The following is a 21,467-nucleotide window of genomic DNA, read 5'->3' on the forward strand; positions in this document are numbered from 1 at the left end:
CTCTTCAAAGACTTTTGTACTTATCGAATCCCTGTTCGCAGGCTTTCTTGAGTCCACTTTCATGTTGGGGAATGGTATTTCAATGTTGAAGGCTATGTCATGGAAAACGGTTGATGCCGTATTTTTTGAAACTCCAAAGGAATAACCAATAAAATACTCCCAATCATGAAATCCATCAACGAAGAATTAAAAAAACTTGTATTTTAGACCGTGTCGTCATTTTGAATATAACTATTTAAAAATACCCAAAATAATCTTTTGGTTGTCCTAGCTAAGGCTAATGTTTACTCAATACTTTAGCTGGGTTAAGAGCTCGTTATGGTTGCCGCCGTTGAATCGCCATTCACACTCTTTCAGGAACCAGTAGAAATGTTCTGGCTTGATGCCGTTAACGCGGCGCAAATGCCGTTTTACCTGATTCCAAAATTTCTCTATCCCGTTGATATGACTCCCTCGTTCGGCAAACAGCCTATTATAATTGATTCGGTGATGATGAAAACAGCTTACGTCCAAAGCATTATACGCCTTGAAAGTGTCTGTGTAGACGATGCTGTCCGGCTCAATCTGCTCCTCAATGATAGGCATCAGCGTTTCTGTGCGGGCGTCAGGGATTATGGCCGTGTAAACCTTGCCACTGCGTTTTAACAAGCCAAAAACCACTATTTTTCCCGCTGCCCCGCGCCCGCGTTTCCCTTTCCTGAACCCGCCAAAATAGCTTTCATCGGCTTCACCCTCTCCTGACAGGCGATAACTGGGCAAATGAGCGGCAATCAGACGCCTGAGACGCATAAAGTAGGAAACCGCTGTGTTGTGGTGAACGCCCACAAGTTCCCCGGCAGTACGGGCTGTTGCCCCTGCCACGAATAGTTTTATCAATTCAGACTGTTGACGCAAACTTAGTCTGCTTCGCCGTTCATACATGAGCTATCCTAACTATTTTCCCTTAGCCAGGACACCCCCTTAAATAATTTCAATGTATTATATCTCATTGACGGCACAACTTAAGTATACTGTGGAAATAACACAGCCACATGCTATGGCGGAGCCATGCTGAAAATTTTCAAGTGGGATTCATATTAAACTACGCCCGCGAAGAAACGCCGTTTTCCACTGGCCCGCTGCAAAGGTACGGCTGCATCGTAGTAACTAGTTGATAGTTTATTTTTGGCTCTGTCATAGTACATGGTTGTTTTGTTTCAGCAATATACTGAAAATATATGTCTTTTCTCCGAATTTTCCGCTGGTGGGCTCTGTGATTGGGGGATTTTATTGGTTATTTCTTTGGAGTTTCAAGGAAATAAAGCATCAACCGTTTTCTATGGCACAGCCTTATTTTTACATTTCAAACAATGAAATACAGTTTCTCAGCCATGAGGTTTGCCGACCAAAAGGCTGGGGGGAATTCCGTATAGTCACCCTCTTGTATGAATATGCCAATCATATCCTCCGGCAAGGGGCAAAACCTTGCTCCTCAATGCCAAAGGAGGCACTTTTCCGCCGCAGGAAAAACGGATGGGCGGGATTCGATAAAGAAAAAAGCCTTTGAAAGGAACGAGGAAAGACGTGGCGGAAGAGAGAGAAGGAAGGGGCGAGGAAAACATGGGGGTGTTCCCCCTTCTTCAAAAAAGCTTCCTCGCCCCTCCAGTTAAGGTTCCACCGGGCTATTCCCTTCGCAGCAGCAAGGGGACAAGCCGCCAGAACGCAAGGAACAGCGCAATGATGTTCGCAGTCCACGCGGCAAGGAAGGGGTGCAGGATGCCGCGCTGCCCAAGCGTTGTGCCGAGGGTATATACCGCAAAATACAGGAATGTGCACAGCAGCGCCACGGTCACGGCGATATAGATGTTGTCCTTCCACGAGACGATGGCCGTCGCCACGAAAGCCATGACCAGAATCGACGCCGCATAGGCCAGCTTGGCGTGCCATGCCGTACGGAGCGCCTCCACGTTGGAACCGGAAGACTTCAGTTGGCTGATGGCGTCCCCAAGCTGCCAGAGCGGCAGTTGCTGCGGCTTCGTGCCCGTATTGACGAGCCGGAAGGTTTCGGGATCCTGCCTGAGCGGGATGACGAAGTCCGGTTCCTGCGCCTGCGTGAAGGTGTCGGGCGTGTAGACGCGCACATCCCGCAAGGCCCAGTGGTTGGGCGCTGCCGTGAATGTGGATGCCTGCACGATGCGCTTGATGCTCAGGCCGTCCTCGGACAGTTCATACCCGGCGAAGCCCGTGCCGTGCGCCTTGGGGTCAAGCGTTCCGAGCGAGACGATCCAGTCCCCGTCCGTAAACCAGACGTCCTTGAGCACCGTTGCCGCGAGGTTCTTCTTGCGGACTTCCTCCTGCCAGATGCGGGCGGACTCGCGCTCCCCGGCAACGCCCAAATATTCGGAAAAGCCAAGCTGGACGGAACCCCAGAAGATGCCGCAGAGGATCATGGAGTTCGCCACCACGCCGAGCGAGATGCCCCCGGCCTGCAATGCCGTCAATTCGCGGCTGCGGGCCATGATGCACAGTTGGATGACCGCGGACAGCAGGAAAATCACCGGCAGGATCTGGGAAATCACAAGCGGCATTTTCACGATAAAGTAGGTGAGCACCATGCCCACGGACAGCCCGGCCTCAATGAAGTTGTCGAGCCGCTCGAACAGGTCTGTGAGCACATACAGGCCGATGCCGACGGCAAGGGTCGGCAGCAGGATCATCGCGTTGTTCTTGGTCAGATACCGGAAAAGCAAACTCATGACGCCCTCCGTACCCGCAGGTTGCGGAAGAAAGTCGCCAAGTGCGGCGTTCGCTCATGCGCCGTCAGCCAAAGCCCGTAGATGCCGAGGCAAAGGAACAGGATGTTCGGAACCCACAACCCTATGGAGGGGGGGATTGCCCCGGACTCGCCCGTACTGAAGCCGAGCGACATCAGGCTGTAATAAACGAAGAACATGGCGAGGGCCAGCATAAGCCCCGTCTGCCTGTGCAGCCCCTCAAAGGCCGAAGCCAGCGGCAGCACGAAGAGGGTCAGGGCGATGCACGCCACCGGATAGGCCCAGCGCTTATGGCGCTCCACCTCCAGCTTGTTGGCGTAATTCACATCCACTTTGAGGGCCTCCTCCCGTGTGACGCTGGAGAGCTTGCTCCATGACATCTCGCGGGGCCGCACATCCCCAAGATCAAGGCTCTTGAAAAGGGAGTCCAGCGGCAGCCGCACCTTATATTCGTCAAAGGCCAGCACCGAGGAGCCCTTCTTGTCCGTGGTGTAGATCTTGCCCTCCTTGAGCAGGAACACCAGCTCGCCGCGTTCGGTATCGGTATCGAAACGCCCTTCCGGGGCGAGGATGGTCATGTGGCGTTCGGGGTGCGAACGGTCGTCCACCAGAACCTGCGCCATATCCCCGTCACCGGGGTTCACCTGCCGGGCGAAAAGCACCAGATTGGGGAAGTCCGTATTGAAGACGCCGGGCTGCACCACGACGCGGGCGCGGGTATTGGCGATTTCAAGGATCGTTTCCCGGAAATGCCCCATGCCCCACGCCAGCCAATGCAGGGAAACCCAGAGCGTCAGCAGCATGCAGATCACGCTGAACAGGAGCGGCGCGGGAAGCATCTGATAAATGTTGATACCCCCCGCGCGCAGGGCGACCAGCTCGCGATCCGTGCTCATGCGCAGGAAGGTCAGGAAGACGCTGAGCATACAGGCGATGGGGAGCACCAGCATGAGGAACAGCGGGGTCATGTAGCCGAACAGCAGGACGGTATCCAAGATGCCGAGATCCAGCCCCAGAAACAGTTCCCGCATCTGCACCGCCCGGCTGATGAGGATAAGCGTCAGCAGCACCCCCACGGCGAGGACGAACAGGTTGGCGATTTCTTTAAATATCTGTCTCTGAAGAAGTGAAGGCATCGGGCAACGTCCTGTAGGGATGCGAAGTTAGCGTTTGCACGGGTCGGAAGGCTCCTGTCCTTTTTCGGAAAAAAGGCGGGCAAGCTGGGCCGCGTCCAGCGGCGTCAGGTTGAAGCGCATGCCCGCTTCGTCAAGCAGGGAGGAAAGCGGCGCATCCGGGCGGCGGCAGCGTTCTTCCTGCACATATTCCAAGGCGCGGCGAACCAGTTCGCCGTGTTCGATGATCGTCATGGGGCACCTCCGTGCTCAGAACGCGATGCTGTCGCCGGGCTTCATGGAGACAAGGCGGACGTCGGGGGCCACGGACGCAAGGTGTGACGCAAAAGCCGAGGGGTCTTGTGCAAGAACCGGGAATGTGCCCCAATGCATGGGGATCACGGCCTTGGGCTTGAGCAGGCGCGCGGCATGGGCGGCCTGCAGCCCGTCCATCGTGAAGAAGCCGCCCACGGGCAGCAGCGCAAGATCCAGCGGATACAGCGAACCTATCAACTCCATCGAAGAGAAAAGGCCGGTATCGCCCGCATGGTAAAAGGTAAAGCCGTCCGGCATGGTCACGACATACCCTGCGGGGGCCCCGGATTCCGAAGTGTGGAAAGCCTGCGTCATGGTGACGCGGACGCCCTTCACTTCGATGGTGCCGCCGATGTTGAAGCCGATCCCGGCGGGGATGCTGGCTTGCGGCATCCCGGCGTCGATCAGGCGTTCGGCCGTACCGACGATACAGCCGCAAGTCGCGCCGCTGCTTTTGCAGATCGCCACGGCATCACCCGTATGATCGCCGTGGTCATGGGTGACGAGCACCAAATCCGGCTTCCCGGCCTCATTCCACGTCACGGGGCAGGAAGGGTTGTGCGTGAAGAAAGGATCGATGAAAACAGTCACATCGCCGCAAGAAACCTTAAAATTGGAATGACCGTACCAAGTAACGGAAACGCTCATGGGATACTCCTTAAAGATAAAGAAAAAGAAGGGGGAGCATAACAAAGGGACGGACACGAAGGCACGGCTCCGACACGGAATAAGCCGCGGCACGCTCCCGGTACCGGAGCATACAGCTTGACAGGACGCGGCACAAGAGCTAGCTTCCTAAGTCTGTGGTGCCCCCTTACGGGGAAACTCCGCGCCCGTAGCTCAGTCGGATAGAGCGTTAGCCTCCGGAGCTAAAGGCCGTGCGTTCGAATCGCGCCGGGCGCACCAGTGAAATCAACCCCTTACAGATAGCAGTCTGTAAGGGGTTTTTCTTTTCCTAAGCACGATCTCCGGCAAGGGCCTGCTTGTTTTTCTCTGTCCGGCAGGCTACAACTCGCTCGCTACGCGGTTGGCCTCCACGCGCTCGGCACAGCGCAAGCTCCGTTTATACGGGTAAAGGAGGCCAGGCCGCATGAGACGCCTTATCGTCTTGACGCTGCTGACGCTCCTTTGTCTGGTACTCCGGGCTTCGTCCCGAATGTAAAACGAAACAAAGGCCCCCGTCCGGTGGCATCCGGCGGGGGCGAAACATAGAAAGCAGAACAACCGTGTAGCTTAAAAGGGTGCGCTCATGCGCTGTGCCTGCCGGGGGAGTGTTGGCGCACTGTCCCGGCACCTTTTTAATAGCCGCTCCGCTCGCCCTTGACAAGGGGCTGGCGCCCTGCGCGGCCCCCTTAGGGGTCCATCCTCCGGTTCCCGGATTTCGCCCGGCGCCAGAAACTTCTTGTCCACTCGGACGGCATAAAGCCTCCACCCGCCAACCGGCTGAAAAAACAGCCCTCCATCAGCTCTAGGCCGTGTCGTTATTTTACAAGTAATCACTTAAAATTATTTAAATATTTTTATAAATTAAAAACAGTTAAACAATTTCGATAGATTATATAATTAACAACACAACCTCATCGTCTACTCTTCCTTCAGTTGCCTCCCCATGAGGGCCTGCACCGCTTCGCGGGGCGCGAAGCCTTCATAGAGTACGCTGTACATCGTGCCGGTCACGGGCATGTCCACACCGAGGCGCTGCGCCAGCCGGTACACGGCCTGCGTGGTTTTGACCCCTTCAGCCACCATACTCATGGATGAGGCGATGTCTTCCAGGCTCTCCCCTGCCCCAAGGCGCAGCCCGACCTGACGGTTGCGGGACAAGTCACCCGAACAGGTGAGCATGAGATCCCCAAGCCCGGAAAGGCCCATGAAGGTCGACGCCCGCGCACCGAGCGCCACACCGAGGCGGCTGGTTTCCGCAAGGCCGCGCGTGACCAGCGCTGCCCGCGCATTCAGCCCAAAACCGAGGCCGTCGCTGAGGCCCGCTGCAATGGCGATGACGTTTTTGATCGCGCCGCCAAGCTCCACGCCCGGCACGTCCGTGCTCGAATAGGCTCGGAACCACGGCGTGGCGAACACTTCCCGCAGCCGTGCCCCAAGCCGCTCGTCGCGGCAGCCGAGCACCACCGCCGTGGGCTTGCAGCTCGCCACCTCAAGGGCGAACGAAGGCCCGGAAAGGACGGCGTAACGGTCTGCGAATCCGGGCAGCTCTTCCCGAACCATGTGCTCCGCCGTAACCAATTCGGAAACCTCAATGCCTTTTGCCGTATTGACGAGGACGCAGCCCGGAGGCACAACGCCCGCCAACCGGCGAAGCGTCCCCCGCATGGCCTGGCAGGGAACCGACAGGACGAGGATGGAGATGCCCGCCAGCGCTTCCGCCTGTTCCGGGCCGCCGGTATCCCCGGCCACAGCCCGGATGCCCGGATGCAGCGGCACGCCCCGCAGGTAGCGCGGATTCTCATGATGCGCGTTGATGTGCGCGGCCTGCGCCGCATCCCGCACCAGCAGCGCCACGGAATGCCCGGCATGGGCCAATAAATGGGCCAGCGCCGTACCCCAGCTCCCGCCGCCGAGAACCGCTATCGAAGTTTTGCCCGACATATCACCCTCCCGTGGAAAAATCGGTGGAAAACCGCCGGAACGGGCCGCTTGCTCCGGCTTGCGGCCCGGACGGATTCAACATACAATGCCCGCTATCGTTTCCTAAAATCACCCAATGAGGCTTTTCCTATGTATCGCAATACAAAAAATGTTCCTCACTATGTGTTTGGGCGGGGCTCCCTGGCCCAGCTCGGCGACTTGCTGAAACCCCGCCGCGAAGCCGTGGACGGCCCGGTCGTCTATTTCGTCGACCACTTCTTCCGCGATCATGAGCTGATCGGCCGTCTGCCTATGGAAAAGGGCGACCAGCTCCATTTCGTCGACTCCAGTTCCGAGCCGGAAGTCACCCGCATCGACGCCTTCAAGGAAGCCGTATCCGCCGCCGACAGCCGCATCCCCTGCTGCGTCGTGGGCATCGGCGGGGGCAACGCCCTCGACACCGCCAAGGCCGTCGCCAACCTCCTCACCAACCCCGGCAAGGCCGAAGACTATCAGGGCTGGGAGCTCGTCAAGAATCCCGCCGTCTACAAGATCGGCATCCCGACCCTTTCCGGCACGGGTTCCGAGTGTTCCCGCACCTGTGTCCTTACCAATATCCCCAAAAATCTCAAACTGGGCATGAACAGCGACTACACGGTCTATGATCAGCTCCTGCTCGATCCCGACCTGCTCGCCACCGTTCCCCGCAACCAGTATTTCTACACCGGCATCGATACGTTCATGCACTGCATCGAGTCGCTCCAAGGCAGCTACCGCAACGCCATCATCGACGCCTTCTCCGTGCGCGCCGTGCAGCTCTGCGAGGAAATTTTCCTTTCCGACGACATGATGAGCGAAGAAAACCGCGAAAAGATGATGATCGCCTCCTACATCGGCGGGATGGCCGCCGGGAACGTGGGCGTCATCCATCCCTTCTCCGCCGGGCTCGGCGTCGTCCTGCATGTGGCCCACGGCCTCGGCAACTGCCTCGCCCTGAACGTCCTTGGGGACATCTACCCCAAAGAATACAAGCAGTTCCGCACCATGATCGAACGGCAGGGCGTCAGCCTGCCCACCGGCATCTGCAAGGATCTCACCGAAGAGCAGTACGACGGCCTCTATCGCGGCTGCATCGTCCACGAAAAGCCCCTCACCAACGCCCTCGGCCCCGGCTTCAAGCAGATCCTTACCAAGGAAAACCTCATCGAACGCTACAAGAGCATCTAGCGGGGCGCCTCCGGCTGGCCCCGCAAGGGGCCGGCCCCTACGACAGAGGCATGGAGGCCCCTGCCGCAGCGCCAATTGTCCCGATAAACATGAGGGAACCCGAAACGGCCGTACCGCTTCGGGTTCCGCACTGGGCAGCCAGAGACAGGACATCTTATGGACATCAAAGTGAATTTCAGCGGACGTGCGATCAAGTACACCGAAGAAGAGATCGCTGTGGTCGTGGAAGCCATGCGGAACGCGGAACCGCTGACGCAGGGCAAGCATCTGCAAGCCTTCCAGAAGGCGTTCGGCGAATACATCGGGGCCGAGCATTGCTTTGCGGTGATGAACGGCGTGTCCGCGCTTGAGCTTTCCGCGCAGCTCTGCAACTTCAAGCCTGGCGATGAAGTCGTCATCCCTTCGCACACCTTCACCGCCTCGGCCTACCCCTATGCCAAGAAGGGCGCGAAGCTCGTCTGGGCGGACGTCGATCCCGTCACGCACGTGGTCAATGCCGAAACCATCGAAAAGTGCATCACGCCCAGAACGAAAGCCATCGTCGTCGTGCACCTGTACGGCTACGTGGCGGACATGCCCGCGATCATGGAAGTGGCGAAGCGGCACAACGTGCTCGTCATCGAGGACGCGGCCCAGTCCATCGGCGCGGACGTCGGCGGCATCAAGTCCGGCGCGTGGGGCGACATGGCGATCTTTTCGTTCCATTCCCACAAGAACCTCACCACGCTCGGCGAGGGCGGCATGCTGGTCGTCAAAGACCCGAAGCTCGCCGCGCTGGTTCCCGCCCTGCGCCACAACGGGCACTGCGGCTACCCGGAACCCCGGCCCAACTACTGGACGCCGGCGATGGGCAATGTGGACATGCCCATGCTCGACGGCGACATGCTCTGGCCGAACAACTACTGCCTCGGCGAAATCGAGTGCGCCCTCGGCGTCAAGATGCTTGAGCGCATCGACCGGATCAACGCCGAAAAGCGCGCCCGTGCCATCCGTTTCATCGACGCGCTCAAGGATTACCCCGAACTGGAATTCCTCCGCGAAGACACCACCCGCCATAATTACCACCTGCTCGTGGGCTGCATGAAAAACGGCAAGCGCGACGCCTTCATGCACGCCATTTCCGAAGAAAAGGGCATCAAGTGCGTGGTGCAGTACATCCCGCTCGACCGTTACGATTTCTACAAGAAGATCGGGCTTGGGGAAGCCGACTGCCCCAACGCCGACGCCTTTTTCGACGGCCAGATCTCCTTCCCCTTCCAGCACTGGCTCAGCGAAGAGGACTTCGCCTACATGCTGAAGTCCACCCGCGAAGTGTTGGAAGGCTTGAGGTAGGAAGAGGGATTGCGAGAAGATTGGAGGGGGCGGGAGGGCCTTTCTGAAGAAAGCCCCTCCCGCCCCCTCCAAACCTCCCCCACCCTCCCCAAAGACGTTCACAAATGGACCCATACGTGGTTGCGTCTTCGCAACGGGCTGTTCTTTAACGCAAGTTCCCCGACTGTTCCCTTTTCCTTTTTGCCGGCCTTCACGGGGGACGCCCGCCGGATTGCCGCGGTGCGCTTCGCTTGAAACGCCGTTTCGTCCGAAGCGCATCACGGCGGACTCAAAGGGTTCGGGGGCATCATGCCCCCCTGTAGGGGCCAAGGGGCGACGCCCGCCTTGCCGCCGGAGGTATTTTCCCATGACAGAAACGCGACGCTGCATCGTCATCCCGGCCATCAAGAAAAACGCGGTCATCCCAGACCAGCTCGTCAAACGCCTCGCGGGGGTCACGCTGATCCAGCGGGCCATCGACACGGCGCGCGGCGTCGTCCCGGCGCACGACGTCGTGGTCGTCACGGACAGCCAGGAAATCAGCCTGATCTGCGAACGCAACGGCGTACGCGCCCACTACAACGCCGGGCTGCGCTTCACCTCGCTGGACATCATCACGGAGATGAAATCCATCCTCCGCGAACTGGGCAACGATTACGGGCACATCATCATCTATCGGGCAAGCTGCCCCCTGTTGACGTGGGTGGACATCGACGACGCCTACAAGACATTCGTCGAAAACGAGGCCGACTGCCTCGTCACCGTCAAAAGCGTCCGGCACCGCATCTGGGAAGTCCATCAGGGGCGGCTGGAATCCTTCATGTCCGAAGACGAATCCGAACTGGTGGTCGAGAGCAAGGCCCTCATCATCGTCAAAAGCGACGCGCTGGAAGGCGGCACCATCCGGCAGGCCGTACCGTATTTCCTCAATGACCGGGCGATGGAGATCAACAGCTATCAGGACTGGTGGCTGTGCGAACGCCTTCTGAAGCAGCGCCGCGTGGTGTTCGTGGTCGCGGGCTATCCCGCCATCGGCATGGGGCACGTCTTCCGTTCGCTCATGCTGGCCCACGAGATCGCCAACCATAAGGTCTTTTTCGTCTGCACCAAAGAAAGCGAACTCGCCGCCTCCAACATCGCCGCACGCGATTACAAGACCGTCATCCAGCGGGGCGAACTGTGGGAAGACGTGCTTGCGCTCGAACCCGATCTTGTGATCAACGACATGCTGGACACGCCCCGCGAATATATGGAGCACCTCAAGGCCGCGAACATCCCCGTGGTCAACTTCGAGGACGAGGGGCCCGGTTCGGTGTTGGCCGATCAGGTGGTCAACGCCCTGTATGAAGAGCCCCAAAACGGAGCGGACGGCAAGCAGCCGGAGCGCTTTCTCTATGGGCACAAGTATTTCTGCCTGCGCGACGAGTTTTTGCAGGCGGAGCAGAATGTGTTCCGCCCGGCCCCGAAATGCGTCCTCATCACCTTCGGCGGTACGGATATGCCCGACTACACCCGGCAGACGCTGGATGCCGTCGAGCCGCTCTGCCGGGAACGGGGCATCGCCATCCGGGTCGTGACCGGGCCGGGCTACGCGCACCGCGACGAGCTGGCCAGGCACATCAAGGCCCTCGGCAACCCGCTGCTCCGCTTCGAGTACGCCACCAACATCATGTCGCGCATGATGGAAGGCGTGGATCTCGCCGTCTGTTCCGCCGGGCGCACCGTCTATGAACTCGCCCACATGCACATCCCAAGCATCGTTCTGGCGCAGCATGAGCGCGAGGCGCGGCACACCTTCGCCCGCGCGGATCACGGATTCGCCTACATGGGCATCATGCGGAAATTCAACGCCGGACGCCTCCGCAAAACCTTTATGGAGCTCATCGACGAACCCGAACGCCGCAGCATCCTGTATCAGCGCCAGTCCCGCATCCATTTTGAAAAAAACAAGGCCAAGGTCGTCAGCGGCATCCTGAAGCTCTTGAAGAAAGAAAAAGAAAACTGAAGGCAGGGCGAAGGAACAGGGCCAAAGGCGGGGCAAACGGGCTCTCACGCCATTGCTGATACATCCCCCGGCTGGTACGAAGAAAGGACACTCCCCGCCGTGCCCCCGACAACCTTCGGTGACCGGCAACACTCCCGGACAGGGATTCGATAAAACCAAAGGCTGTGTTATAGAAAATGGTTGATGCTTTTTTCCTTGAAGTTCCAAAGGGATAACCGGCAAAATGCCGTGGCCGTGGATCCCGCCAAGGGGAAAACCGGATAAAAAGGCCGTATTTTCACCGCACTGTGGAGATGAAACAACCACAAACTCTAACAGAGCCAAACCAAAAGTCTTAGGAAGATGAATGGAGGGGATCCGGGGGGGAGAAGGAAGCCCTTCTCCAGAAGGGTTCCTTCTCCCCTCCCCCGATTCCCCTTCCCTCCCACCCCAAAGGATACAGCCATGAAAACCGTCATCGTCATTCAGGCACGGCTGGGATCAAGCCGCCTGCCCTGCAAAACCTTGCTGAACCTGCACGGCCTGCCCGTCATCGACTGGGTGGTGGGGCGTTGCGCACGCTCGGAACTGGCCGACGATCTGGTCGTCGCCCTGCCCGACACCCGGCGCGACGAAGTGCTTGCCCGCCACTTGCGGGCGCAGGGCGTCAACATCTTCCGGGGATCGGAACAAGACGTGCTCTCGCGCATGCACGGGGCCGCCGCCGCGCACGGTGCGGATCTCGTAGTCCGCGTGTGTGCCGACAACCCGCTGATCTGGGGCGGGGAAATCGACAACCTGATCCGCTTCTACCAGCGCGAACATGCCGCCGGGAACTGCGATTACGCCTACAACCACATCCCGCGCAACAACCTCTACCCGGACGGCCTCGGCGCGGAAATCGTCTCCTTCGAGCTGTTCACCAAAGCCATGAACGAGGCCACCCTGCCCGCCCACCGTGAGCACTGCCTCTCGTATATCGTGGACAACCCGGAGCTGTTCGCCATCCGCACCTTCGACCCGCTCGATCCGGCCCTGCACCATCCTGAAATGAAGCTCGACATGGACACCGCCGACGACTTCATCAACCTCGCCCTGCGCGACATCCGCCCGGACATCACGCCCCGCGAAATCGTGGAGCTGTTCCGATGAAAAGCGCCCTGTTCATCATCCTGCTGGCAGGCTGGGTCGTCTGGGGCTTTCGATGGATGATCGGCAAAAACCGGCGCTCCGTGCCGAGCTGATGCCCCGACGCCCACGCCCTCGGTCAGGGGGCGCACGACGAAAACAAAAAGGAAACGCCGCCCGATCAGCCCTCAAGCTGACATGGCGTATCCTGCGCCGCTTCACTCCGCTTCCCCCCCTTCCGCCGCTCCGGCAAACAACAGCGGGTTGGGGGACCCCCCTTTGAAGGAACATACGGGAGGCGGGAACGCCCTTTTCAGAAGGTTCTGTTATAGCAGTGGATTCATCTCCACGGTACGATGAAAAGACAGCCTTTTCCTCCGGTTTTCCCCTTGGCGGGATCCACGGTCAAGGCATTTTTCCGGTTATCCCTTTGGAGTTTCAAGGAAAAAAGCATCTGCCATTTTCTATGGCATAGCCTTTCCAGAAAGCGTTCCCGTCCCCCTCACTTTGCCTACCACTCCACCACAACCCTTACCTGCTGCCCGGCCTTGTTGGTGAACAGCAGATAGCCTTCCCTGTGCCCGAACAGATACACGTCGCGGGTGATCTCCACGTCCTTGCGGCAATATTCGGCGATGGAGGCAAGGTTGCCTTCCTTCCACCATTGCAGCGCCTGCATCCCGTCCGCGCTCTTGGGGGCGTTCAGGGTGGCACGGGCCAGATTATCCAGCGAAACACGGTAGGAAAGCCGCTTTTTGACCTCCACAAGCATGTCCAGCGTGGGCAGGGAACGCAGATCGTACCCGGCGAACGGCTGCAATACCGCGTAGTCGAAGCGCGACGAGTTGAACCCGATGACCAATTCAGCCTCCCTCAGGCGCTCGAACATGGCCGGGAGATCTTCCTGCTCGTATTCGGTGAAGCAGTCGCCCCTGGAGTCGTACAGAACCGCCACGCTGACGCCCATGCGATCCGCCCGGTGCCAGCCGCCCACCTCGGCCGCCGAACGCCGGGTTTCCACGTCGAGCACCATAAACCGCTCAGGAAGCGGCGCAACGATACGCTCAGAACTTCCCGCCGCCGGGCCTCCCAATTCAATATCCGCCGCCATAACGGTCTTCTCCTTCGGCTGTTCCGATTCCAGCCCGCTCACAACCATATCCCCGCCCGGAGCGGGGGCCTCCATGATCCGCTCCAACAAAAACAACGCCCCCGCCTTGTCGATGGGCCGGTTTCCCGATCCGCACTTCGGCGAGTGTACGCAAGACGGACAGCCGAGCTCGCAGGGGCAGCGCAGCAACAAATCCCGCACCGCCGCGAACAATTCCGCAAGGCGCGGGAAAGCCGAACGGCACAGCCCAGCGCCGCCGGGCAGCCCATCATACACGAAAACGGCGGGCATGCCGAGCTGGGCGTGCATGGGTGTGGAAATGCCGCCGAAATCATTGCGATCCGCCATGACCATCAGCGGCATGAGCCCTATACCCGCATGTTCCAGCGCATGGATGGAACCCATGAAGTGCATGAGGCCGTCCTCAGTGGCCCGGCGCGGGCCGTCCGGCACGCAAAACCACAAGCCCTCCGTCTCGAAAACCAACGGGGGCAGATCCAGCGGCACGACGCAGATCAGCCGGTTGTCGGCAACGGAGCGCTGTTCGTAGCCGGTGATGGTTTCCGTGACCCGGAGCCGCCCGAACGCAACGGGCGCACCAAACGCCGAGCCCGAAGCCTTCACTTCAATGATGGCGGTTTCCTTGTGGCTCCTGACCCGAGTATGCCAGTTTACCCGCTGCTGCGGCACTTCGCAGCGGACAACCCGCTCCGCCATATCAAGGCTTTTGACCACATACGTCTTCCCCCGATGCAGATAGACCGCGCCGGGGTGCGTCTCCTTGTACGCCTGATGCCCGTCCACGCTGCCGATGGGCTTGCCCTCGGCGTCCACAATGGTGCACGACGCGCCACACCCCCGCAGATCCACATGCCGCTGCGGGCGCTTGCGGGCCGCCACCCATTCCCTGCCGTCCGCCGACTTGAGGAGTAGCCCCTCCCTTTCCAGCTCCCGCAACGCCGCCTGAGCGCCCTCGCCACTCAGCCACGGATCGCCGCAAGCCAAAGGCAGTTCCGCCGCCGCGCACTCAAGGTGCCGTTTGACGATGACTTCGTTGTCGGGATTGATGACCGCCCGTTCCGGCTCACGCCCGAAAAACGCCTCAGGCTGGTGGATGAAATACTGATCCAGCGCGTCCTCGCCCGCGACGAGCAGCACCGCGGATTCCTGCCCGGCCCGCCCCACGCGGCCGCCCCGCTGCATGGTCGAAATGACCGTGCCCGGATACCCTACAAGGATACACACGTCGAGGCTGCCGATATCGATCCCCAGTTCCAGCGCGCTGGTCGTGACCACGGCAAGCAGTTGCCCGTCGCTCATGCGGGCTTCGATCTCGCGCCGTTCCTCAGGCAAAAAACCCGCCCGGTACGCGCTGATGCGGCCCGCGTAGCTTCCGGCCTTGTCAGCGGCCCACAGCGCGATGAGTTCCGTCATGCGCCTTGAACGGCAGTACACGATAGTCCGCAGCCCCCGCGCCAGCGCCGCCTTCAGAAGCGCGATGGCGGTTGTGGAAGGGCTGTCTTCCGGGTCGATGAACACCATATGCCGCCTGCCCGTCGGCGCGCCCGATTCGCGGATGACGGGGATGTCCGCCGATTCATGGAAGGCGCCGGGCGTTTCCGCCCCCTGTGCGGCAGGCTCAGGGGAAGGCAAAGGGGCAACCGGAGGGGAAGCGGGGCAGGCATCCTTTTGGGAAGGCCCCTTTTCCCGCACCAACACCCTGCCCAGCAGATTGCCCGCCAGTTCCTCCGGATTGCCGACCGTCGCCGTGCAGAAAACAAAATTGGGGCGGGCGGCGTAGCGGGCGCAGATCCGGTTCAGACGGCGGAAAAGCTGGCTGATGTGCGATCCGAACACGCCGCGATAGGTATGCGCCTCGTCCACGACCACCAGCGAAAGCGACGCGAGAAACGTCGTCCATTGCTCATGGAAGGGCAAAATCGCCAGATGCAGCATTTCGGGGTTGGTAATCAGGACATTGGGCGGGTTCCTGCGGATCTTGCGCCGGAAATGATCGGTCGTATCGCCGTCATAGATGGCGATGGACGGCCTCGCCGCTTCGGGCCAATGCCCGGTCAGCTCCCCAAACGCGGCAAGCTGATCCTGCGCCAGCGCTTTCAGCGGGAACAGCATCAGCGCGCGGCTGTCCGGGTTCTGCAAGCATTTTTCCAGTATCGGAAGGCTGTAGCACAACGTCTTGCCGCTGGCGGTGGGCGTGGCGACGACCACGTCGCGCCCGGCGCGGACAATATCCGCCGTCAGCGCCTGATGGCTGTAGAGCGAAGCTATCCCCCGCTCGCGCAGCACCTCCGCAATGGCGCGGGGCCACGGGCGGCGCGTCTCGCCATAGCGGGCCTCACGCGCGGGCAGCACCCTATGGTGCGTCACCTGCCGCGCGAACCGCTCGGACGCCAGCAGCGACCGGATGTAATCAGCCACGTTGTTTTGCATAGGGCAGCTTTATTTTGAAAGTGGAGAGAGGCAGTTGGGGAAGGGAGGGAAAACTTTTCTGAAGAAAAGCTTTTCCCTCCCTTCCCCAAACCCCATCCCTCCCTTTCCAAAGACTTTTGTGCTTATCGAATCCCTGTTCGGAAGTTGTACCGAATAATTTTGAACTATGAATCAAACTCTGTTACGGATGGTTGTTTTATTTGGCTCCGTCATAGCACATGGTTGTTTTTCTTTAATAACATACTGAAATATATGCTTTTCAAACTTTTCCACCGGCAGGCTCTGTGATTGGGGGATTTTATTGGTTATTTATTTGGAATTTCAAGGAAATAAAGCATCAACCGTTTTCTATGACACAGCCTTTTATCTCTATAATATATTGAAAATATATATTTTTATCTAGTTTTTTTCTGTGACAGACTCTATGGCTGCGGCATTTTATTGGTTATTTCCTTGGAATTTCCAAAAAATAAAGTATCAACCATTTCCGAGGCATTCACACTTTAAACGAAAGCTATATTTAACTATATGAAATTTAAAATATTTTTAAACACATCGAAAAGGTGAATGTCTCCCATTTCCCATGACAGAGCCTGAATGAATCAGGCCCTGTCATGGCATGTGTCCGTTTTACCGCTATCGTATGGTAACAACACGGATTTTTTCTCCAACTTTTCCGCCGATGGGCTCCACGGTTGGGGGATTTTATTGGCTATTCCTTTGGAATTTCAAAGGCTCTGTTATGGTATACGGTTGTTTCATCTCCACAGTGAGGTGAACAATACGGCCTTTTTTCCAGTTTTCCCCCTAGCGGGATCCACGGCTAAGGCATTTTGCCGGTTATCCCTTTAGAGCTTCAAGGAAAAAAGCATCAACCAGTTTCTACAACACAGCCATTTCCAAAAAACATCAACCAGTTCCTACGACACGGCCATAAAAGAAAGAGGGCTGCTTTCAAAGTGGATATGCTCAAAAAACATTCTGCCAAAAAAGGATTTGCCTTTCTACAGTAGCCGCCGGGGGACGAATGCCAAGGGCCAGCCGCACAAGCCGCCCGTCACGCCATTGACCCTTGCGAAAGTCTTTGGAAGGGGTGGGGGAGGTTTGGAGGGGGCGGGGGAAGCTTTTCTCCAGAAAAGTTCCCCCGCCCCCTCCAAGTCTTACTCCCCAGCCTTCACAACCCTGGCGGGCACCCCGGCGACGACGGCCTTTGCAGGCACATCGCGGACGACGACGGAACCGGCGGCGACTATGGCCCCGTCCCCGATGGCCACGCCCTTGAGGATAAGGGAATTCATGCCGATCCAGACGTTCGCGCCGATGGATACGCCGCGATCCAGCTCAAAGGCCGGTTCGATGTGCCGCGTCTCGGCAGGCCAGTGCGCGTGGAAATCGGAATCCGTGATCACGCAGTTCGGGCCCACCATCGTATCCTTGCCGATGGAAATGGTGCATGAGCGCGCCGTGATCGCCGTGCCGCTGAGCTGGACGCCTTCCGCCAGCTCGATGCGGGCTGTAGGGGCATAGGTGCGGAGACGGACGGGCGCGTACAGCGTGGAGGCCGTGGCGCGCCGCGAGGAGGAAATCAGGCTGCACCCCGCGCCGAGGCGGATATGGCTGCCGGGCCAACGCCCAAGGATCACCGATCCGCACGCCGTAACGCCGGGCCCTACCTCAATGCCGAACAGCCGCGCCTTGAGCCGCAGGGCCAGCGTGCCCCAATCCTTCGACCAGCGGCGCTGCAACGTGATCGCGGCATAGGAAAGGATGTCCTGAGCCGAAAGTTTGCGCTCGATAGCCTTGCGGAGTTTGCCGATCATGCCTTGTTCCCGCCTTCGGACTGCGCCAACTGCCAGCGGCACAACCCGTTGAAAAGGTTTGTCTTGAGCATCTTGTCACCGCCGTGCAGCGCGTCGATCTTGGCTTGGAAGTTCGCCCGGTTGGTCTTCCCTGCGGAAGGGCATGGGTTCGACCAGACGGGCAGTTCCCAGCGCCGCGCCGCCTTGATGATGTCCGGCTTTTCCACAAGGAGCAGGGGCCGGATAACCTTCAGCGCCCCCTTGAAAAAGTCGTCGCACATGCCCATGCCCTCAACGCGCCCGTTCTGGACAAGATTCATAAAGAACGTCGTAACCAGATCGTCGGCGTTGTGCCCAAAGGCGAGATGGGTCAGCCCATACTGCTGGCATACCTCGAACAGCCGTGTGCGGCGCAGCATGGCACAGTAGAAACAGGCGGAATTGCGGCGGTTTTCCGGCGAGTGCCCGCGCGGGCCGTGATCCGTGACTTCGATGTGGCCCGCAACGCCGTGTTTCGCCAGATACTCGACGAGCGGCGCGTGGTTTTCCGCATCAAAGCCGGGATTCAGATGAATCGCCATGATGTCGAACCGGAACGGCACGATGCGCTGGCGCCGCCGGAGCACTTCCAGCAGCACCCAACTGTCCACGCCGCCCGAAACGGCGACCCCGACCTTTGCGCCGGGGCCGACCATCCCGGTGCGCTGCATGGCCTTTCCCGCGCTTTTGACGCAGACCTGCTGCGCGTAGGAGAGCTTTTCTTTCGGCATCAGGACAACCGCATCTTGAAGTCTTCGTAGCCGAATTCCCGGACAAGGCGCGTCCCGTCGGTTTCCGGGTTCCAGCGCACGATGGAGGGCAGGCGCAGGCCGTTGAAGGTCGTGGTCTTCACCATGCTGTAAATCGCCATGTCCGTAAAGACCAGCCTGTCCCCGGCCTTGAGCGGCTCGTCGAAACTGTATTCTCCGATCACGTCCCCCGCGAGGCAGGACTTGCCCGCAAGACGGCAATTCCAACGCTTCCCGCCGGGTTCGCCGGAGCCGATGACCATCGGGCGGTACGGCATTTCCAGAACGTCCGGCATATGCGTCGCCGCCGAAGTGTCCAGAATCGCCACGGGCATATCCGCCCGCACCACGTCGAGCACGGTGGACACCAGCACGCCCGCGTTCAGGGCCACGGCTTCGCCGGGCTCAAGATAGACCTGCACCCCGTAGCGGTCGCGTACCCGCTCGATACATTTGCAGAGCAGGTCGATGTCGTAGCCCTCTTTGGTGATGTGGTGGCCTCCGCCGAAGTTCATCCACTTGAGGCCCTTCAAATACCGCCCGAACTTCATTTCAAACGCCTTGAGCGTCCGATCCAGCGCGTCCGCGCCCTGTTCGCACAGGGTATGGAAATGCAGCCCCGAAAGCCCCTTGAGGCCGGGAGGCGGCGTCTGGGCGGGGCAGCCCCCGGCGGACGCGAAGCGCTCGAATTCCCGCAGCCGCACACCGAGCCGGGAGCCAGGAGCGCAGGGATCGTACATGGGCACCGCGCCCTCGGAGTGCTCCGGGTTGACCCGGATGCCGCACTCAATAGGCGTCGCGCGCCCGGCGTTCTTGGCTTCGACCATGCCCTTGAAGCGTTCCCACTGCGCGAATGAATTGAACAGGATATGGTCAACCGTTTCGAGCAACTCCGTCATGTCAGCTTCCGAGTAGCCCGCCGCGAACGCATGGACTTCGCCGCCGAAGCATTCCCGGGCAAGCCGGGCTTCGTCGGGTGAGCTGGCGCAGCAGCCGTACAGCGCGCCTTCCCCGCTGCGGGAGATGATCGGGAAGACGTCCCACATGGCGAAGCATTTCAGGGCCATCAGGATCTTCGCGCCCGTGCGCCGCTGCACTTCGTCCAGAACCGCCACGTTTGAGCGCAGTTTCGCCTCGTCCACAACAAAGCTCGGCGACGGGAACCGCTCCGGCTTCAACTGTTCAAGATAGGTTTTAGTCATAGGAAGTAAGGGAAAAAGGTATCAGGGGAGGGGAGGAGGAAACTTTCTGGAGAAAGTTTCCTCCTCCCCTCCCCCGAACCCCCTCCTCTCCTCCTTCAAAGACTTTCGACCTTATCGAATCCCTGCCCGGAAACTTTCCCGGCGGGCCTTGAGGGAGAAAAGAAAGAGGGTTCTTTTGATGAAATACCGGGGGACACATCAATAAGGGCCAGACGACAAGCCGCCCGGCCCGGCATCGACCTTTACAAAAGTCTTTGGAAGGGGTGGGGGAGGTTTGGAGGGGGCGGGGGAAGCTTTTCTTCAGAAAAGTTCCCCCGCCCCCTCCAAGTCTTTCTCAATCAGCCTTCCAATTCCAAACTACTCCTGCACGACCCAGGGGAGGCCGCGGAGGTTGAGCTGCTCCATGAACGGATCGGGATCGAGCTGCTCCATGTTCCAGACGCCGGGCTGCATCCACTTGCCGGTCACCATCATCATGGCGCCGATCATGGCGGGCACGCCGGTGGTGTAGGAAATGGCCTGGCTGCCGACTTCGGCGTAGCAGGCTTCGTGATCGCAGATGTTGTAGATGTAGGCGGACTTTTCCTTGCCGTCCTTCACGCCCTTCATCACGCAGCCGATGCAGGTCTTGCCCTTGGTCAGCGGGCCGAGGGAGGCCGGATCGGGCAGGAGCTTGCCGAGGAACTGGATGGGCACGATCTGCTGGCCCTGGAACTCCACAGGCTCGATGCCGGTCATGCCGACATTGCCGAGCACCTTGAGGTGGTTCAGATAGTTCTCGGAGAAAGTCATCCAGAAACGGGCGCGGCGGATGCCCTTGAGGTTCTGGACAAGGGACTCAAGCTCCTCGTGATACATGAGGAAACACTTCTTGGGCCCGATGCCGCCCGGAAAATCGTAGGTCATGGACCACGAAAGCGGATCGGTTTCCACCCATTCGCCGCGTTCCCAGTAACGGCCCTTGGCGGTCACTTCGCGGATGTTGATTTCCGGGTTGAAGTTCGTGGCGAAAGGCTGCCCGTGGTCGCCCGCGTTGCAGTCGATGATGTCGAGGACGTGGATCTCGTCGAACAGGTGCTTCTGGGCATAGGCCGCGAACACGTTGGTCACGCCGGGGTCAAAGCCGCTGCCGAGCAGGGCCATCAGGCCGGCGTCCTTGAACTTCTGCTGATAGGCCCACTGCCATTTGTATTCAAATTTCGCCACATCCAGCGGCTCGTAGTTGGCGGTGTCCATGTAGTGGACGCCCGCTTCAAGGCAGGCATCCATGATGGTGAGATCCTGATACGGCAGGGCCACGTTGATCACCATGACGGGCTTGTAACGCTTGATCAGCGCCACCAGTTCGGGCACGTCGTCGGCGTTCACGCGCGCCGTCTCGATGATGCGGCCCGTGCGCTCCTTGATGCTCGCGGCAATGGCGTCGCACTTGGAAACCGTACGGCTCGCCAGCATGATCTCGGTGAAAACTTCGGAATTCTGCGCGCACTTGTGCGCCACAACGCTGCCGACGCCGCCCGCGCCGATGATAAGAACTCGTGCCATTCTTTTCTCCTTTTTCCGGGGGCTCTGCCCCGGCCCCTGCAAGGGACTCAATCCCTTGGCCCGGCTTGATGGTCAATCACCGTCTCCCGTTTTCGGGAAACAGCATCAATCATATGCTCCGAACACCCCGGCACGGCATACGGCGGCAATGCCGC

The 21,467-nt window shown here is 59.4% G+C and carries 16 protein-coding genes and 1 tRNA gene; 6 read left to right on the forward strand and 11 right to left on the reverse strand.

Annotated features, from left to right (window positions below; all coding sequences use genetic code 11):
• Positions 1-288: 288 nt before the first annotated feature.
• A complete protein-coding gene (locus ACZM8Y_RS12580) occupies positions 289-921 on the reverse strand; it encodes an IS1595 family transposase (RefSeq protein WP_482331094.1) in 633 nt (210 codons plus the stop codon).
• Positions 922-1,318: 397 nt separating this feature from the next.
• Here ACZM8Y_RS12580 and ACZM8Y_RS12585 point away from each other — a divergent pair, with 397 nt between their 5' ends.
• On the forward strand, positions 1,319-1,546 hold the full coding sequence (locus tag ACZM8Y_RS12585) for a hypothetical protein (RefSeq protein ID WP_487480129.1): 228 nt from the start codon (positions 1,319-1,321) through the stop codon (positions 1,544-1,546).
• Positions 1,547-1,661: 115 nt separating this feature from the next.
• On the opposite strand, the gene ACZM8Y_RS12590 is transcribed toward ACZM8Y_RS12585, so the two are convergent.
• From ACZM8Y_RS12590 to ACZM8Y_RS12605, 4 genes are read right to left on the reverse strand one after another with little or no spacing between them, the layout of a single operon-like run.
• Positions 1,662-2,735: an LptF/LptG family permease gene (locus tag ACZM8Y_RS12590; protein ID WP_482331100.1), complete on the reverse strand. Its 1,074-nt coding sequence runs from the start codon at positions 2,733-2,735 to the stop codon at positions 1,662-1,664.
• Positions 2,732-3,889 carry an LPS export ABC transporter permease LptF gene (gene lptF / locus ACZM8Y_RS12595; protein WP_482331106.1) on the reverse strand — a complete coding sequence of 386 codons (1,158 nt, stop codon included), beginning with the start codon at positions 3,887-3,889 and terminating at the stop codon, positions 2,732-2,734. The genes ACZM8Y_RS12590 and lptF overlap by 4 nt, the downstream gene beginning before the upstream one ends.
• A gap of 27 nt (positions 3,890-3,916) precedes the next feature.
• Positions 3,917-4,120 carry a hypothetical protein gene (locus ACZM8Y_RS12600; RefSeq protein ID WP_308771568.1) on the reverse strand — a complete coding sequence of 68 codons (204 nt, stop codon included), beginning with the start codon at positions 4,118-4,120 and terminating at the stop codon, positions 3,917-3,919.
• A gap of 15 nt (positions 4,121-4,135) precedes the next feature.
• On the reverse strand, positions 4,136-4,828 hold the full coding sequence (locus tag ACZM8Y_RS12605) for a metal-dependent hydrolase (RefSeq protein ID WP_482331114.1): 693 nt from the start codon (positions 4,826-4,828) through the stop codon (positions 4,136-4,138).
• A gap of 181 nt (positions 4,829-5,009) precedes the next feature.
• Between ACZM8Y_RS12605 and ACZM8Y_RS12610 the strand changes: the two genes are divergently transcribed.
• A tRNA-Arg gene (locus ACZM8Y_RS12610) sits at positions 5,010-5,086 on the forward strand.
• 678 nt (positions 5,087-5,764) lie between these two features.
• Here the strand turns inward: ACZM8Y_RS12610 and ACZM8Y_RS12615 are convergent.
• A complete protein-coding gene (locus ACZM8Y_RS12615; protein ID WP_482331119.1) occupies positions 5,765-6,787 on the reverse strand; it encodes an NAD(P)H-dependent glycerol-3-phosphate dehydrogenase in 1,023 nt (340 codons plus the stop codon).
• A gap of 129 nt (positions 6,788-6,916) precedes the next feature.
• On the opposite strand from ACZM8Y_RS12615, the gene ACZM8Y_RS12620 reads away from it, so the two are divergent.
• From ACZM8Y_RS12620 to ACZM8Y_RS12635, 4 genes are all read left to right on the forward strand, one after another.
• The gene (locus tag ACZM8Y_RS12620; protein ID WP_482331124.1) at positions 6,917-7,993 is read left to right on the forward strand and encodes an iron-containing alcohol dehydrogenase family protein; all 1,077 of its coding nucleotides are present in this window, start codon (positions 6,917-6,919) and stop codon (positions 7,991-7,993) included.
• A 156-nt stretch (positions 7,994-8,149) separates the two neighbouring features.
• Positions 8,150-9,325 (forward strand): DegT/DnrJ/EryC1/StrS family aminotransferase, encoded by a 1,176-nt coding sequence (locus tag ACZM8Y_RS12625; protein WP_302551362.1) that lies wholly within the window; start codon positions 8,150-8,152, stop codon positions 9,323-9,325.
• A 346-nt stretch (positions 9,326-9,671) separates the two neighbouring features.
• Positions 9,672-11,309: a cytidine 5'-phosphate N-acetylneuraminic acid synthetase gene (locus ACZM8Y_RS12630; RefSeq protein ID WP_302551364.1), complete on the forward strand. Its 1,638-nt coding sequence runs from the start codon at positions 9,672-9,674 to the stop codon at positions 11,307-11,309.
• A gap of 444 nt (positions 11,310-11,753) precedes the next feature.
• A complete protein-coding gene (locus ACZM8Y_RS12635) occupies positions 11,754-12,440 on the forward strand; it encodes a cytidylyltransferase domain-containing protein (protein ID WP_302551365.1) in 687 nt (228 codons plus the stop codon).
• Positions 12,441-12,927: 487 nt separating this feature from the next.
• Here ACZM8Y_RS12635 and ACZM8Y_RS12640 read toward each other — a convergent pair whose 3' ends face one another.
• The 5 genes from ACZM8Y_RS12640 to ACZM8Y_RS12660 all read right to left on the reverse strand — a co-directional run bounded on the left by ACZM8Y_RS12640 (position 12,928) and on the right by ACZM8Y_RS12660 (position 21,312).
• Complete coding sequence (locus tag ACZM8Y_RS12640; RefSeq protein WP_482333263.1) at positions 12,928-15,978, reverse strand: DEAD/DEAH box helicase; 3,051 nt, start codon at positions 15,976-15,978, stop codon at positions 12,928-12,930.
• 1,160 nt (positions 15,979-17,138) lie between these two features.
• Positions 17,139-17,798 (reverse strand): acyltransferase, encoded by a 660-nt coding sequence (locus ACZM8Y_RS12645; RefSeq protein ID WP_482333261.1) that lies wholly within the window; start codon positions 17,796-17,798, stop codon positions 17,139-17,141.
• Positions 17,795-18,547 (reverse strand): tRNA lysidine(34) synthetase, encoded by a 753-nt coding sequence (locus ACZM8Y_RS12650; RefSeq protein WP_308772292.1) that lies wholly within the window; start codon positions 18,545-18,547, stop codon positions 17,795-17,797. The genes ACZM8Y_RS12645 and ACZM8Y_RS12650 overlap by 4 nt, the downstream gene beginning before the upstream one ends.
• Positions 18,547-19,767: a carboxynorspermidine decarboxylase gene (nspC, locus tag ACZM8Y_RS12655; protein ID WP_302551369.1), complete on the reverse strand. Its 1,221-nt coding sequence runs from the start codon at positions 19,765-19,767 to the stop codon at positions 18,547-18,549. Before nspC ends, ACZM8Y_RS12650 begins: the two co-directional genes overlap by 1 nt.
• 357 nt (positions 19,768-20,124) lie before the next feature.
• Positions 20,125-21,312: a saccharopine dehydrogenase family protein gene (locus ACZM8Y_RS12660; RefSeq protein WP_482333257.1), complete on the reverse strand. Its 1,188-nt coding sequence runs from the start codon at positions 21,310-21,312 to the stop codon at positions 20,125-20,127.
• Between the last annotated feature and the right edge of the window lie 155 nt (positions 21,313-21,467).

Source organism: Bilophila sp. (assembly GCF_057864385.1).

Excerpts from the sequence above, each read along its gene's own strand:
- ACZM8Y_RS12580 (WP_482331094.1), bottom strand. The coding sequence starts at position 921 with ATGTATGAACGGCGAAGCAGACTAAGTTTGCGTCAACAGTCTGAATTG.
- ACZM8Y_RS12585 (WP_487480129.1), top strand. The coding sequence starts at position 1,319 with ATGGCACAGCCTTATTTTTACATTTCAAACAATGAAATACAGTTTCTC.
- ACZM8Y_RS12590 (WP_482331100.1), bottom strand. The coding sequence starts at position 2,735 with ATGAGTTTGCTTTTCCGGTATCTGACCAAGAACAACGCGATGATCCTG.
- lptF (WP_482331106.1), bottom strand. The coding sequence starts at position 3,889 with ATGCCTTCACTTCTTCAGAGACAGATATTTAAAGAAATCGCCAACCTG.
- ACZM8Y_RS12600 (WP_308771568.1), bottom strand. The coding sequence starts at position 4,120 with ATGACGATCATCGAACACGGCGAACTGGTTCGCCGCGCCTTGGAATAT.
- ACZM8Y_RS12605 (WP_482331114.1), bottom strand. The coding sequence starts at position 4,828 with ATGAGCGTTTCCGTTACTTGGTACGGTCATTCCAATTTTAAGGTTTCT.
- ACZM8Y_RS12615 (WP_482331119.1), bottom strand. The coding sequence starts at position 6,787 with ATGTCGGGCAAAACTTCGATAGCGGTTCTCGGCGGCGGGAGCTGGGGT.
- ACZM8Y_RS12620 (WP_482331124.1), top strand. The coding sequence starts at position 6,917 with ATGTATCGCAATACAAAAAATGTTCCTCACTATGTGTTTGGGCGGGGC.
- ACZM8Y_RS12625 (WP_302551362.1), top strand. The coding sequence starts at position 8,150 with ATGGACATCAAAGTGAATTTCAGCGGACGTGCGATCAAGTACACCGAA.
- ACZM8Y_RS12630 (WP_302551364.1), top strand. The coding sequence starts at position 9,672 with ATGACAGAAACGCGACGCTGCATCGTCATCCCGGCCATCAAGAAAAAC.
- ACZM8Y_RS12635 (WP_302551365.1), top strand. The coding sequence starts at position 11,754 with ATGAAAACCGTCATCGTCATTCAGGCACGGCTGGGATCAAGCCGCCTG.
- ACZM8Y_RS12640 (WP_482333263.1), bottom strand. The coding sequence starts at position 15,978 with ATGCAAAACAACGTGGCTGATTACATCCGGTCGCTGCTGGCGTCCGAG.
- ACZM8Y_RS12645 (WP_482333261.1), bottom strand. The coding sequence starts at position 17,798 with ATGATCGGCAAACTCCGCAAGGCTATCGAGCGCAAACTTTCGGCTCAG.
- ACZM8Y_RS12650 (WP_308772292.1), bottom strand. The coding sequence starts at position 18,547 with ATGCCGAAAGAAAAGCTCTCCTACGCGCAGCAGGTCTGCGTCAAAAGC.
- nspC (WP_302551369.1), bottom strand. The coding sequence starts at position 19,767 with ATGACTAAAACCTATCTTGAACAGTTGAAGCCGGAGCGGTTCCCGTCG.
- ACZM8Y_RS12660 (WP_482333257.1), bottom strand. The coding sequence starts at position 21,312 with ATGGCACGAGTTCTTATCATCGGCGCGGGCGGCGTCGGCAGCGTTGTG.